General features: G+C 73.9%; 13 protein-coding genes. 7 read left to right on the forward strand and 6 right to left on the reverse strand.

The annotated features are described in order from the left end of the window. Window positions 1-855: diacylglycerol/lipid kinase family protein (locus tag ACFQ3T_RS27880; protein ID WP_380727532.1), on the forward strand; the 855-nt coding region annotated here is incomplete at its 5' end. On the opposite strand, the gene ACFQ3T_RS27885 is transcribed toward ACFQ3T_RS27880, so the two are convergent. Continuing rightward, a complete protein-coding gene (locus ACFQ3T_RS27885) occupies window positions 839-1,324 on the reverse strand; it encodes a hypothetical protein (protein WP_380727534.1) in 486 nt (161 codons plus the stop codon). The two genes, ACFQ3T_RS27880 and ACFQ3T_RS27885, sit on opposite strands and share 17 nt — an antisense overlap. A 127-nt stretch (window positions 1,325-1,451) precedes the next feature. On the opposite strand from ACFQ3T_RS27885, the gene ACFQ3T_RS27890 reads away from it, so the two are divergent. The 3 genes from ACFQ3T_RS27890 (at window position 1,452) to ACFQ3T_RS27900 (ending at window position 6,365) form a co-directional block, all read left to right on the forward strand. Further along, window positions 1,452-4,217 carry a DEAD/DEAH box helicase gene (locus tag ACFQ3T_RS27890; RefSeq protein WP_380727536.1) on the forward strand — a complete coding sequence of 922 codons (2,766 nt, stop codon included), beginning with the start codon at window positions 1,452-1,454 and terminating at the stop codon, window positions 4,215-4,217. A 131-nt stretch (window positions 4,218-4,348) separates the two neighbouring features. Next, window positions 4,349-5,041 (forward strand): DUF4333 domain-containing protein, encoded by a 693-nt coding sequence (locus ACFQ3T_RS27895; protein WP_380727538.1) that lies wholly within the window; start codon window positions 4,349-4,351, stop codon window positions 5,039-5,041. 115 nt (window positions 5,042-5,156) lie between these two features. After that, window positions 5,157-6,365 (forward strand): GNAT family N-acetyltransferase, encoded by a 1,209-nt coding sequence (locus ACFQ3T_RS27900; RefSeq protein WP_380727540.1) that lies wholly within the window; start codon window positions 5,157-5,159, stop codon window positions 6,363-6,365. 104 nt (window positions 6,366-6,469) lie between these two features. Here the strand turns inward: ACFQ3T_RS27900 and ACFQ3T_RS27905 are convergent, their stop codons facing one another. After that, entirely contained in the window at window positions 6,470-7,411 is a 942-nt protein-coding gene (locus ACFQ3T_RS27905) for a 5'-3' exonuclease (protein WP_380727554.1), read from the reverse strand. A 106-nt stretch (window positions 7,412-7,517) separates the two neighbouring features. Here ACFQ3T_RS27905 and ACFQ3T_RS27910 point away from each other — a divergent pair, with 106 nt between their 5' ends. Together ACFQ3T_RS27910 and ACFQ3T_RS27915 are read left to right on the forward strand one after the other, a co-directional pair. Further along, window positions 7,518-8,645 carry a M24 family metallopeptidase gene (locus tag ACFQ3T_RS27910; protein WP_380727542.1) on the forward strand — a complete coding sequence of 376 codons (1,128 nt, stop codon included), beginning with the start codon at window positions 7,518-7,520 and terminating at the stop codon, window positions 8,643-8,645. Next, complete coding sequence (locus ACFQ3T_RS27915; RefSeq protein WP_184688005.1) at window positions 8,642-9,091, forward strand: Lrp/AsnC family transcriptional regulator; 450 nt, start codon at window positions 8,642-8,644, stop codon at window positions 9,089-9,091. The genes ACFQ3T_RS27910 and ACFQ3T_RS27915 overlap by 4 nt, the downstream gene beginning before the upstream one ends. A 3-nt stretch (window positions 9,092-9,094) precedes the next feature. Here the strand turns inward: ACFQ3T_RS27915 and ACFQ3T_RS27920 are convergent, their stop codons facing one another. From ACFQ3T_RS27920 to ACFQ3T_RS27935, 4 genes are all read right to left on the reverse strand, one after another. Then, window positions 9,095-10,000, reverse strand: coding sequence for a hypothetical protein (locus tag ACFQ3T_RS27920; protein ID WP_380727544.1), 906 nt, complete (start codon window positions 9,998-10,000; stop codon window positions 9,095-9,097). A 171-nt stretch (window positions 10,001-10,171) separates the two neighbouring features. Further along, window positions 10,172-10,951: an aminotransferase class IV gene (locus tag ACFQ3T_RS27925; protein WP_380727546.1), complete on the reverse strand. Its 780-nt coding sequence runs from the start codon at window positions 10,949-10,951 to the stop codon at window positions 10,172-10,174. Window positions 10,952-10,984: 33 nt separating this feature from the next. Then, window positions 10,985-11,332, reverse strand: a complete 348-nt coding sequence (locus ACFQ3T_RS27930; RefSeq protein WP_380727548.1) for a hypothetical protein — start codon at window positions 11,330-11,332, stop codon at window positions 10,985-10,987. After that, window positions 11,329-12,249 (reverse strand): RNA polymerase subunit sigma-70, encoded by a 921-nt coding sequence (locus tag ACFQ3T_RS27935; protein WP_380727550.1) that lies wholly within the window; start codon window positions 12,247-12,249, stop codon window positions 11,329-11,331. The genes ACFQ3T_RS27930 and ACFQ3T_RS27935 overlap by 4 nt, the downstream gene beginning before the upstream one ends. A 123-nt stretch (window positions 12,250-12,372) precedes the next feature. Here ACFQ3T_RS27935 and ACFQ3T_RS27940 point away from each other — a divergent pair. Further along, window positions 12,373-13,468 (forward strand): MFS transporter (locus ACFQ3T_RS27940; RefSeq protein ID WP_380727552.1); only part of this gene is annotated, 1,096 nt, incomplete at its 3' end.

The following is a 13,468-nucleotide window of genomic DNA, read 5'->3' on the forward strand; positions in this document are numbered from 1 at the left end:
GTCGGCGGTGGCGGCGGCGCCGACCTGGGCGTGCAGGCGTGCGCCGGGTCGACGACCGCGCTCGCCGTCGTGCCCGCGGGCACCGTGCCCGACCTGGCCACCGCGCTCGGCGGCACGGCGGTTGACGACGCGGTGGCCGCGCTGCGGGACGGCGTCCGCCGCCCGCTCGACCTCGGGCGCGTCGAGGGCGGGCCGTGGTTCGCCACCGTGCTGTGCGCGGGCTTCGACTCGGCGGTCAACGAGCGGGCGAACGCGATGCGCTGGCCCGCCGGCCCCCGCCGCTACGACCTGGCGATCCTGGCCGAGCTGGCGGCGCTGCGGCCCGAACCGCTGGTGGTGGAGACCGAGCACGACGTGCTGGAGCTGGACGCGCTGCTGGTCGCGGTCGGCAACACGACCAGCTACGGCGGCGGCATCCCGGTGTGCCCGGACGCGTCGCCGGACGACGGCCTGTTCGACCTGACCGTGGTGGAGGCCGCGCCGCGCCGGACCCTGCTGCGGATGCTGCCCACGCTGCGCACCGGGCGGCACGTGGACCACCCGGCGGTGCGCACGCTGCGCGCGAGGTCCGTGCGGCTGTCCGGGACGTCCTGGGTGGCCTACGCGGACGGGGAGCGGATGAGCGGCGTGCCGCTGAGCGCCACCTGCGTGCCCGGCGCGCTGACCGTCGTCGCCGCCGAACCGCAGGCCGCCCGGTCGGCCGCCGAACCGCAGGCCGCCCGGTCGCATCCGGACCAGGCGCATCCGGACCAGGCGCATCCGGACCAGGCGCATCCGGACCAGGCGCAGCCGGACCAGGCGCACCCCGCCGAGCCCAGGCGAGGGGACGCGGCGTCCGTCACCGGTGCCGGCTGAGCACGTCCCGCCTGCGCCACGACCCGCGCGGCTCGGTCGTGCCCCGGTCGTACAGCCACCCGGCAACGCTCAGCACGCCGTTGGCGGCGTCCAGCGGGGTGCCGTGCGCCGACTCGACGGTCTCGATCTCGTGCCTGCCGCAGTCCCGGATGGCGTCGCAGCGGACCGAGATCTCGCCCTCCACCCGCCACGGCGGCGGCCGGGTGAGGACGTGGCGGTGCGGGTCGCGCGGCGCCGACACGCGGACGTCGAAGGCCAGCTCCTCGGCCTCGGCGCGGCCCGACAGCCCCGCGTAGGGCGCGCCGGGCAGGTGGTCGAACACGAGACCGCCGCCGGGTCTGCCCAGGTGCCCGGCCAGCCGCTCGACCCGCGCCGCGGCCTGCCGCAGCACGTCGAGCACCGGTCCCGCGTCGACCAGGTCGGGGAACACCCACCGGAGGTCGCCCTCCGCCAACGGAATCGCCTCCACGGTCCCGAGTGTGCCGCACCACATCCCATGATGGGCTCTATTGCTTCAGTGGTGACCAAAATCCAGGATCGGCGGTCCGTCCCGGATCTGGAGCGATTTTGTCGGTCCCGTGTGACAGCCTGGAGAGGTGTCAAGCACTTCGCGGTCTCCGGCCGACTCGTACGCGGATTTCCGCCGCCGCTCCTCCCGGCCCAAGCTGGCCGACTTCCTCGGGGTCATCTCGTTCGACCTCGACCCGTTCCAGCAACGCGCGTGCGAGGCGTTGGAGGACGGGCACGGCGTGCTGGTCTGCGCGCCCACCGGCGCGGGCAAGACGGTGGTCGGCGAGTTCGCCGTCCACCTGGCCCTGTCGGAGGGCAGCAAGTGCTTCTACACGACACCCATCAAGGCGCTGTCGAACCAGAAGTACGCCGACCTGGTGGCCCGTTACGGGTCGAAGAAGGTCGGCCTGCTGACCGGTGACACGTCGGTCAACGGCGACGCGCCGATCGTCGTGATGACCACCGAGGTGCTCCGCAACATGCTGTACGCGGGCTCCTCGACGTTGTCCACGCTCGCGTACGTCGTGATGGACGAGATCCACTACCTGGCCGACCGGTTCCGCGGCCCGGTGTGGGAGGAAGTGATCCTGCACCTGCCCGAGTCCGTGCGGCTGGTCGGCCTGTCCGCCACGGTCAGCAACGCAGAGGAGTTCGGCGAGTGGCTGGTCGAGGTGCGCGGCGACACGACCGTCGTCGTGGACGAGCACCGGCCCGTGCCGCTGTGGCAGCACATGCTGGCGGGCGGCCGGATGATGGACCTGTTCGCGGGCGACGCGCCGGACGGGCACGCCCGGATCAACCCGCAGCTCCTGCGCCACACCGAGGACCTGTCGCGGTTCCACGTGCCGTGGAGCCGCAACCGCAACAACAAGGACCAGCGGGGCAGGCCGCCGCGCGGGTCCGGGTTCAAGCCGCCGTCGCGCGTCGACATCGTGCAGCGGCTGGACGGCGCGGGCCTGCTGCCGGCGATCGACTTCGTGTTCAGCCGGGCGGGCTGCGACGCGGCCGTGACGCAGTGCGTGCGGGCCGGGTTGCGGCTCAACTCGAACGACGAGGTCGAGCAGATCCGCGAGGTCATCGAGGAGAAGACCAAGGACCTGCCGCAGGGCGACCTGATGGTGCTGGGCTACTGGGAGTGGCGGGAGGCGCTGGAGCGCGGCATCGCGAGCCACCACGCCGGCCTGCTGCCCGCGTTCAAGGAGACCGTGGAGGAGTTGTTCGTCCGCGGCCTCGTGAAGGTGGTGTTCGCGACCGAGACGCTGGCGCTGGGCATCAACATGCCCGCCCGCACGGTCGTGCTGGAGAAGCTGGTCAAGTACAACGGCGAGGCGCACGTCGACCTGACGCCGGGCGAGTACACGCAGCTCACCGGCCGGGCGGGGCGGCGCGGCATCGACGTCGAGGGCCACGCGGTGGTGGTGTGGCAGCCGGGCGTCGACCCGAAGGCGGTCGGCGGGCTCGCGTCCACCCGCACGTACCCGCTGCGGTCGTCGTTCCGGCCGGGCTACAACATGGCCGTCAACCTGGTGAACCAGCTGGGCGCGGCGGCGGCGCGGGAGATCCTGGAGCAGTCGTTCGCGCAGTTCCAGGCGGACCGGTCGGTGGTGGGCCTGGCCCGGCGCATCGAGCGGAACCGGGAGGCGCTGGGCGGCTACGCCGAGGCGATGACGTGCCACCTCGGTGACTTCACGGAGTACGCGGCGCTGCGCCGGCGGGTCGCCGAGCGGGAGAAGGCGTTGGCGCGCCAGAACACCTCGGCGAAGCGGGCGGAGGCGGCGCAGTCGTTGGAGCGGCTGCGCAAGGGCGACGTGATCGCGGTGCCGTCCGGGCGGAGGTCCGGGTTGGCCGTGGTGATCGACCCCGGTCTGGAGCCGCTGGGCGAGGCGCGCCCGTTCGTGGTGACGGAGGACCGGTGGGCGGGCCGGCTGTCGTCGGCGGACTTCCCGATGCCGGTCGAGGTGCTGGGGAAGATGCGGCTGCCGAAGCAGGTGGACACGCGGTCGCCGAAGTCGCGGCGCGACCTGGCGGCGTCGTTGCGCGCCACCGGGATCGTGGCGCCGGCGATGCGCAAGCGGCGGTCGACGGCGGACGACGACGCGGAGCTGGCGACGTTGCGGCGGGCGTTGCGGGCGCACCCGTGCCACGGCTGCGAGAAGCGCGAGGAGCACGCCCGGTGGGGCGAGCGGTACCACCGGTTGCTGGCCGAGACGGAGCAGGTGGAGCGTAAGGTCGCGGCGACCACGCACTCGTTGGCGCGGGAGTTCGACCGGATTCGCGGCCTGCTGCGGGAACGCGGTTACCTGCACGCGGAGGAGAGCGGGCCGGGCGAGGAGGTCACCGAGCACGGCAAGCGGCTGACCAGGCTGTACAGCGAGTCGGACCTGTTGGCGGCGGAGTGCCTGCGGCACGGCGTGTGGCGAGACCTCGACCCGGCGGAGCTGGCCGCGGTGGTGTCGGCGCTGGTGTACGAGGCGCGGCGGGACGGTCCGCTGGAGGCCAGGCTGCCACCGGGGAAGGTGTCGGACGCGTTGACCGCGACGGCGCGGTTGTGGGCGGAGCTGGAGGACGACGAGCGCCGGCACCGGCTCGACCGGACGCGGCAGCCCGATCCGGGGTTCGCGTGGGCGGTGTACCGGTGGGCGCGCGGCGAGTCGTTGGAGAAGGTGCTGTCGGCGGCGGAGGAGAACGGCGCGGAGCTGGGCGCGGGCGACTTCGTCCGGTGGTGCCGGCAGGTGATCGACTTCCTGGACCAGATCCGGGACGTGGTCGGTGGCGGGGACCCGGTGGGCGCGTCCGCCCGAAAGGCGGTGGACGCGTTGCGCCGCGGGGTGGTGGCGATGGCCACCGTTTGACAAAGCTTTGCGGGGCGGGTGGGTACCGTCCGCACAGCTGTGGTTTGATCGCGCCCGCAAGGCTTGAACACCGCTTTTCGAAGCACGCACTTGACCAGACCGTTTTCCAGACCGACCGTCGGAGGCCGAGCATGACCAGTCCGTACGGACCGTCCGGAGGGAACGACCCGCAGCCGCAGTGGGGCCAGCAGCAACAGCCCTACGGTGGTGGGTACCCCGGCACGCCGTCGGGTGGTTTCCCCGCTCAGCAGCCCAACCCCTACGGGCAGCCGGACCCGTCGCAGCAGCAGTGGGGGCAGCAGCCCCAGCAGCCGTACACCCAGCAGTACCCGGCCGGGTACGACCCGAACAACCCGCAGTCGAACCCGTACGGGCAGCCGCAGCAGGGCCAGTACGGCCAGCCCGGCCAGTTCGGTCAGCCGGACCAGTTCGGCCAGCAGGGGCAGTACGGCCAGCCCGGCCAGTTCGGGCAGCCGGGCCAGTACGGCCAGCAGCCGCCGAAGAAGTCCAGCGCGGTGCTGTGGGTGGTGGTCGGGATCGTCGTGCTGGCGGTCGCGGCCGTCGGCATCCTGGGCTTCGTCGCGCCGGGGTGGTTCACCAAGAAGGAGTTCGACCAGGCGGCCGTGCAGACGGGCGTGGTCGGCATCCTGAAGGACGTCTACAAGATCCAGGACGTGGAGGGCGCGACGTGCCCCGCGGGCCAGGAGGTCAAGCCGAACACCACCTTCGAGTGCACGGTGAAGGTCGGCGGCAAGGACAAGACGGTCAAGGTGACGGTGAAGACCGAGGACGGCGAGTACGAGGTGGGCCAGCCCGCCGGCTGAGTCCGAGACTTCCGTCACCGAGGCCGCTCCCGCTGTGCGCGGGGGCGGCCTCGGTCGTGCGTGCGGTCCGGAAAGTCGTTCGCAAGGCGAGCGATCCCTGCGGCACCATGCCGGGGTGACCGATCACGACGTCCGCGTGCTGGACGAATCCGAGTTCCGGGCCGCGCACACCCTGTTCCGGGGCGCGCTGCACCACCCGCCCGCGCCCGACGACACGTGGAAGCTCGTGCGCGAGTCGTACGAGCCTGGTCGCGCGTTCGGCGCGTTCGTCGACGGTGAGCTGGTCGGGACGGCCCAGTCGTTCCCGTCGCGGCTGGCGGTGCCGGGCGGCGCGGTCGTGACGAACGCGGCGGTGAGCCGGGTCGGGGTGCGGGCGGACTGGACGCGCCGGGGCGTGCTCAGCTCGGTGCAGCGGGCGCAGCTGCGGGGGCTGCGGTCGGCGGGCGAGGTCGTGGCGACGCTGCGGGCGTCGGAGACGGCGATCTACGGCCGGTACGGGTACGGGGTGGCGACGCGCTTCCGGTTGCTGCGGATCGACCGGCGGCAGGCCGCGCCGAGGACGCGTCCCGCGGGCCGGGTGCGGTTGGTCGACGGCGAGTCGGGGGAGCGGATCGCGCGGGGCCTGTTCGAGGAGCTGTCGCCGCGGCGCGCGGGCACGATCGCGCGCTGGCCCGCGTGGTGGGCGTTCAACGTCCGGCAGGCGGCGGCGGAGGACAACCTGAAGCTCGCGGTGAGGTCGGGGGCGTCGGGCGACGACGGGTACGTGGCGTTCAAGGTGACGCCGGGCGTGCACGACGCGACGGACGAGAAGCCGACCACGTTGAGCGTGCTCGACCTGTGGGCGCGGGACGCGGAGGCGTGGGCGGACCTGTGGCTGTTCGTGCTGGGGATCGACCTGGTGGCCGAGGTGACGGCGTTCGGGCGGCCGGTCGACGAGCCGGTGGAGTGGCTGCTGGGCGACCGGCGGGCGTGCCGGGTGGCGGACGTGGCCGACGAGACGTGGTTGCGGCTGCTGGACGTTCCGGCGGCGTTGGCGGCGCGGACCTACGCTGCCGGTGAGCCCGTCGTCCTCGGGGTGCGGGACACCTACCTGCCGGAGAACGCGGGGTCGTACCGGGTGGCGGCAGACGGTGTGACGCGGGTGGACGACGCGCCCGAGCTGGTGCTGGACGTGGACGTGCTGGCGTCGGCGTACCTGGGTGACGTGTCGTTCTCGACGCTGGCCGCGGCACGTCGGCTGGACGTGGTGGAGGCCGGGGCGTTGGCGCGGGCGGACGCGTTGTTCGCGGCCGCCGAGGTGCCGTGGTGCGGCACGTACTTCTGACCGGCGCCGGGTGACGGGTCGGCCGCGCACGCGGGGGTCGGCCGGGTTGACGAGTGGGCCGCGTTGGCCGGTGCGGCGGTGGTGGGGTTCGCGTCGTGCTGCGGTCAGCGGCGCTCCAGCGCGGCCAGCAGGCGCGGCAGGGAGCTGCCCAGGCCCCAGCGGCGGGTCAGCTCGGCCACGCGGTCCGGGTCGGCCGGCGCGGCGGGGACGGTGTCGGGGCGGTCCATGACGATCTCCGCGTCGGTCGCCACGCTGACGACCGTGGGCGCCACGGCGAGGTAGTCCTGGGCGTTGATCAGGGCGGTGCGGGCGCGGGTGGTGAGCTTGCGGTCCCGGCCGTCGTGCACCGCGGCGAGCACGGCGTCCAGCGAGCCGAACTCGCTGATCAGCTTGGCGGCCGTCTTCTCGCCGATGCCGGCCACGCCGGGCAGGCCGTCGGACGGGTCGCCGCGCAGCACGGCCATCCCGGCGTACGCGCGGCCCGCGTCGTGGACCGGGAGGGCGTACTTGGCGGCGAGCTCCTCGGGGCCGAGCAGCTCGGCCTTGGCCCAGCCCCGCCCCAGGTACAGCACCCGCACGGGGGTCGGCTCGTCGCGCACGACCTGGAACAGGTCGCGGTCGCCGGTGATCACCTCGACCGGGTCGGCGGTCTCACGGGCGGCGAGCGTGCCGATCACGTCGTCCGCCTCGAACCCGGCGGCCTCGGCGGTCGCGATGCCGACCGCGTCGAGCACGTCGAGGATGATCGGGACCTGCGGGGTGAGGGTGTCGGGCACCTCCTCCTCGCCGTCGGCGGCGCCCTCGGCCACGCGGTGCGCCTTGTACGACGGCAGCGCGGCCACCCGGAACTCCGGCCGCCAGTCGGCGTCGAGGCACGCGACCAGGCGGCCGGCCTTGCGCTCGGTGATGACCTTGGCGATCGTGTCGACGAACCCGCGCACCGCGTTCACCGGTGTGCCGTCCGGCGCGGTCATCGACTCGGGCAGCGCGTAGAACGCCCGGAAGTAGAGGCTGGCGGCGTCCATCAGGACCAGCGGGTTGCTCACCCGGGACAGCTTGCCAGAGACCACCGACAGCGGGGGCGGGTCGGCGCGGGGTGTCGCCGTGCCGGAGATCGCGTGCGATCGGCCGCGCACCACTAGGCTGCCCGACATGTCGACCCATGTTGGGCCCGTCGACGTGGACGCCCTCCGCGCGCGCCTCGACCGGGCCACCGCCGCGGCGTCCATCGCGGGCGTGGACGCGTTGCTGATCGCGCCCGGTTCCGACCTCCGCTACCTCATCGGCGCGGGCGGGTCGTCGTTCGAGCGGTTGACGTGCCTGGTGCTGCCGGTCGGCGGCACGCCGGTGCTGGTGGTGCCGAAGCTGGAGCAGCCGGGCTACGCGGGCGTCCCGACCGACGAACTCGGCGTCGAGATGGCGCCGTGGGTCGACGGCGAGGACCCGTACGCGCTGGTCAAGCGCGCGGTGACGGGCAGCCGGACGGCCGTGTCGGACATGATGCCCGCGCTGCACACCCTGCGGCTGCGTGACGTCGTCGGCCCCGACCAGGTGTTGACCGGTCCGGTGCTGCGCGAGCTGCGGATGCGCAAGGACGCCGCCGAGGTGGCCGCGCTGCGCAAGGCGGGCGCGGCGATCGACCGGGTCCACGCGCGCATGGCCGAGTGGCTGCGCCCCGGCCGCACGGAGGCGGAGGTGGGCGCGGACATCGCCGCCGCGATCGTCGCCGAGGGCCACACGGCGGCCGACTTCGTCATCGTCGGCTCCGGCCCGAACGGCGCCTCACCGCACCACGACGTGTCCGATCGGGTGATCGAGGCGGGCGACGTGGTGGTGGTCGACATCGGCGGCCCGGTGGCCGAGGGCTACAACTCCGACTCCACCCGCACCTACGTCATCGGAGAGCCGCGCCACGACGACGTGTGGGACACCTACGCGGTGCTCCAGGCGGCGCAGCGGGCGGCCGTCGAGGCGGTCCGGCCCGGCGTCACGTGCTCGGCGGTGGACGCGGCGGCCCGCGAGATCATCGCCGACGCCGGTTTCGGCGAGTTCTTCGTGCACCGCACCGGTCACGGCATCGGGCTGGACGTGCACGAGGAGCCGTACATCGTCGGCGGCAACGACCTTCCGCTGGAGCCGGGCATGGCGTTCAGCGTGGAGCCCGGCATCTACCTGCCCGGACGGTGGGGCGCGCGGATCGAGGACATCGTGGTGGCGACCGAGGACGGCGCGGAGAGCGTCAACCACCGACCGCACGACCTGGTGGTGTTGCCGGCGTGACGAACCTGGAACCCATCGACCGGGCGATCCTGCGCGAGCTCGCGGCGGACGGCCGGTGCAGCTTCACCGACCTCGCCGAGCGGGTCGGGTTGAGCGTGTCGGCCGTGCACCAGCGGGTGCGGCGGCTGGAGCAGCGCGGCGTGGTCCGCGGGTACGCGGCGCGGCTGGACGGCGACGAGGTCGGCCTGCCGCTGACCGCGTTCATCTCGCTGACGCCGATCGACCCGGCCGCGCCGGACGACTACCCGAAGCGGTTGGAGCACCTGCCGCAGATCGAGGCGTGCTACTCGGTCGCGGGCGACGCGTCGTACGTGCTGCGGGTGCGCGTGGCGTCGCCGACCGCGTTGGAGGAGCTGCTGCGGCAGATCCGCGAGGTGGCGAACGTGTCCACCCGGACGACGGTGGTGCTGTCCACGCCGTACGAGGACCGGCCGCCCGCCGTCTGACCGCTAGTCGAACAGCCGGCGCCAGGTGTCGGCGAAGCGGCGGAGCACGTCGCGGTCACGGCGGTCGGGCGCGCGCTTCAGCAGGCGCATGACCTCGTCGTCCCTGGCCGGGCGCACGGACTGGACGAAGTCGCGGGCGACGGCCACGTCCACCTCCTTCGACACGGTGGCCACGGCTTCGACGTCGCCCATCCGCCGCACGAAGACGTGGTGCGCCGACACCGGCCGGTACACCGGTTCGGCGTCGTCCCCGGTCTCGGGCGCGTCCACGGTCGCGGGCCGCACGACCACGCGCGGGAACCCCGAGAGCGGCGCGTCGGCGGACTCGCGGCGGTACGACAGCTCGGCCTGGCCGTCGCGGGTCGTCAGGTCGGGGAAGGCGTAGCCGTCGGGCCTGGCGATCAGCACCACGCCGGCGGGCGGCCGGGCGTGCGCGATCCGGGACGCCACGTCGTCGTCCGGCATCGTGGTGGGCAGCCAGATCCCGTAGGCCACCGCGGCGACGGTGACGCCCGCCGCGACCAGCCGCAGCACCAGGCCGTGGGCCATCGTGGCGGCGGCGAGCGCGAACGGCACGCCCACGGCCGGGATGGCGAGCCACGACGGCGGCTTGGCCGGTTCGACCGACTCCAGCACCGCCTCGTAGAACACCACGCCGACCAACCCGGCCGCGGTGACCAGCACCGCCCAGCCGACGCGGCGCAGGGGCGTGGCCGTCAGCGGGCTCGCGGCGGCGGTGAACGTGCCGATCAGGAACGCCACCGCGAACGGGCCGAGCAGGCCGATCGCCACCAGGACGGGGCTGCGGACGAAGAACCCGAACAGCACCAGCCAGCCGACGACGGTGGCCGACAGCGCCATGACGATCCACACGGCGGCGATCTGCGCGGGCACGCGTAAGTCGATCACCCGCCCACGGTCCCGCGCGGCCGGCCCGCCGGGCATCGGTGGATCTACTCAACCGGGTGGCCGAGTCGTGCGCGGCCACCCGGCGGAGCGATCGTCACGCGGTCGGGTCGTCGCCGGTCGAGCCGGCACGCGGCCGGATCGACACCGGTCGGGCCGGCACCGGTCAGGTCGTCACGCGGTCGGGTCTGCGGCCATCGGGTCGGCTTCGATCGGGTCGGCCGGGATCGCGTCGTACGCGGCCTGGACGCGTGCCCGGGCGTCGGCGTCCACGGGGAACTCGACGTCGTCGATCCGCGACACCGCGACCACGCCGATCGAGTTGGTCAGGAACGCGCCGCGGTAGCGGCCGACGTCCGCGAGCCGCACCACCTCCCGGCGTGACGGCAGCTCCCGTTCCAGCAGTTGCATGGTGATGCCGTGCAGCCAGTCCGCCTGCGGCCACACGACGTCGCCCGCGTCGTCGAGGAACGCGATGTTGGCGATGGCGCCCTCGACCACCACGCCACCGGCCGTGAGCAGGGCGTCGTCGTACCCGGCCGCGACGGCGCGCTTGCCGTGGTGGAGCTGGCCGAACCCGCCGATGTGCTTCACGTGCGGCAGGGGGCGGGTGTAGTCCACGGACAGGAGGCGTTGCGGGGTCGCCGGGGGAGAGGCGGGCGGCCGGACCACCACCATGACCGACGGCGTTTCCATTCCGAAGACGACGACCCGCACGGCGGCGTCGCGGACGTCGCCGAGCGCGTGGGAGATCAGGCCGCGGACGTGCTCCGCGTCCAGCCCGGCGCCGTACAGCTCGCGGTTGGCCTCGTCGAGCCGCCTCAGGTGCCGGTCGAAACCCTTCACGCGGCGGTCGCGGACCTGCATGGCGGTGAAGTGCCCGTAGTTGGCCAGCAGACCGGGCACGAAGTGGTCGACGGTCGGCGGCTCGCCGTCGATCTCGATCCTCAGCACGGGCCGAACCGTAACGCGTGCGGGAATCGGGGGTCACGGGTCGTCGCCGCCGACCGGGGCGGTCGGGGGTGGACGGTCCGGCGCGGGAGGTGGGGCACGCCCCACCTCGTCGCCTTCGGCCCCGGCTTCTCCGGCGTCGTCCTCGCCTACCGCCTCGTCACCCTCGGGCCGGGTCACCGCGACCAGCACGGCGGGCTGTTCGCCGTGCCGGCGCAGGACCTCCAGCGGCAACCCGGCCAGCGCGAGCACCGAGCCCTCCGGGAACAGCTCGCCGTCCAGGTCGAGCGTGCCGCTGAGGACGACCACCAGCGCGTCCCGCCACTCCCGGGCGTCGTAGGGCAGGACGTCCGGCACGGTGACCACGCGGACGTCGAAGGTCACAGCGACGCGGGCAGGCCGAAGAGCGGGAACCGGTCCGACGGGAACGTGAGGACCTCGGCGATCGCGTCGCCCTCGATGCGCAGCACGTCCATCGCCGCCGGCTTGAACAGCTCCTCGCCGGGCTTGCGGACGTAGTTCGCGAGGGCGGGCTGGCGGTTCGCCCTCGTCTCCAGCACCTTCCACTCGCCGAACGCCTCCGGGCCCACCATCACCGGCGTCCAGATGTCGACCACCACGTCGCGCCCGCGGTACCACTCGGGCTGCGGCGGCATGCTCCACGTGACGTCCTCGCGCAGCACCGACGCCATCAGCGCCATGTCACAGCGCTCGGTGGCCTCCACGAGCTTGCGAATGACCGCCTTCTCACGCGGGTTCGGCTCACCCGACCAGTCGGCCCGCTGCTCCGGCAGGTGCTTGCGCATGGTGACGCGGGCGCGTTGCAGCGCGCTGTTCACCGCGGGCACGGTCTCGCCCAGCAACGCGGCCGTGTCGTTCGCCGGCCAGCCCAGCACGTCGCGCAGCACCAGCACGGCCCGCTGCTTCGCCGGGAGGTGCTGCACCGCGGCCAGGAACGCCAGCTCGATCGTCTCCCGCGCCACGACCTCCGCGTGCGGCTCGGCGTCCAGCAGCGAGTCCGGGAACGGCTGCAGCCACGGCACGTCCGCGGCCGGCATCTCCTCGGTCGTGGCCAGCGGCGGCCGCCGGTTGATCACGTCGAGGCACGCGTTCGTGGCGATCCGGTACAGCCAGGCGCGGAACGACGACCGCCCCTCGAACGTGTCCCGCGCCCGCCACGCCTTGAGGAACGTCTCCTGCACCAGGTCCTCGGCCTCGTCGAACGAGCCGAGCAGCCGGTAGCAGTGGACCCGCAGCTCGTGCCGGTACCGCTCCGCCTCCGCCGTGAAATCCACCGTCATCGCTGGAACCCCACTCATCGTCACCCTCCGGGCTTGTACGGTGACGTGCCGGTCGCACGCCGCACAACTTGAGACCCGGCGGGCGCGGAGAAGTCATCGGTCACGTCGGAATCGGGGGCGCTGTTGATCGGGGGCACGGGGTTCCGCGCGGTGTTCGCGGTGCCGGAGTTCCGGGTGCTGTGGTCGGCGGCGGTGCTGTCGACCGTGGGCGACCAGCTGGCCCGCGTGGCGCTGTCCGTGCTCGTGTTCCAGCGCACCGGGTCCGCGGCGTGGACCGCGTTGACCTACGCGTTGACGATGCTGCCCGCGCTGGTGTCCGGCGTGCTGCTGAGCGGGCTGGCCGACCGGTACCCGCGGCGGACGGTGATGGTCGTCGCCGACGTGGTGCGGGCCGCGCTGCTGGCCGTGATGGCCGTGCCCGGCGTGCCGTTGCCGCTGGTGGCGGCGCTGCTGGTGGTCGCGCAGCTCGCCGAGTCGCCGTTCGCCGCCGCGCAGGGGGCGCTGCTGCCCACCGTGCTGGGCGACCGGTACGAGGCCGGGCAGTCCGTGCACCTCATCACCCACCAGGCCGGGCTGCTGCTGGGGTTCGTCGGCGGCGGGGTCGTGGTGGCGTGGCTCGGCACGTCCGGCGCGTTGCTGGCGGACGCGGTGACGTTCGCGCTGTCGGCGCTGCTGCTGCGGTTCGGCCTGCGGCACCGGCCCGCCCCGCCGTTCGTGCCCGCCGCCCGCGTGCGGATCAGGGCCGGCGCGGCGCTCGTGTGGCGGGACAAGCGGCTGCGGATGCTGGTCGGGCTGGGGTGGCTGGCCCTGTTCACCGTGGTGCCGGAAGGGCTCGCCGCGCCGTTCTCGGCGGAGGTCGCCGCGGGCGCGGCGGGCGTCGGGTTGGTGCTGGCCGCCGACCCGGCCGGGATGGTGCTGGGGACGGTGCTGCTGCGGTTCCTGCCTGCGTCGGCGCGGGTGCGGGCGCTCGGCCTGCTCGCCGTCGCCACCGCGTTGCCGCTGGTCGGGTACCTGCTCGCGCCCAACCTCGTCGGCGCGGTCGCGCTGCTCGCGGTGAGCGGCGTGTTCAGCGCCTACCAGGTGACGGCGGGCGCGACGTTCGTCCGCCTGGTGCCGGACGAGCAGCGCGGCCAGGCGTTGGGCTTCGCCCGCAGCGGCCTCGTCGCCGCGCAGGGCATCGGCGTCGCCGGCGGCGGCCTGCTGGCCACCGCCACGGGCT

This window comes from Saccharothrix hoggarensis (assembly GCF_042678885.1).
GTDB lineage: Bacteria > Actinomycetota > Actinomycetes > Mycobacteriales > Pseudonocardiaceae > Actinosynnema > Actinosynnema hoggarensis.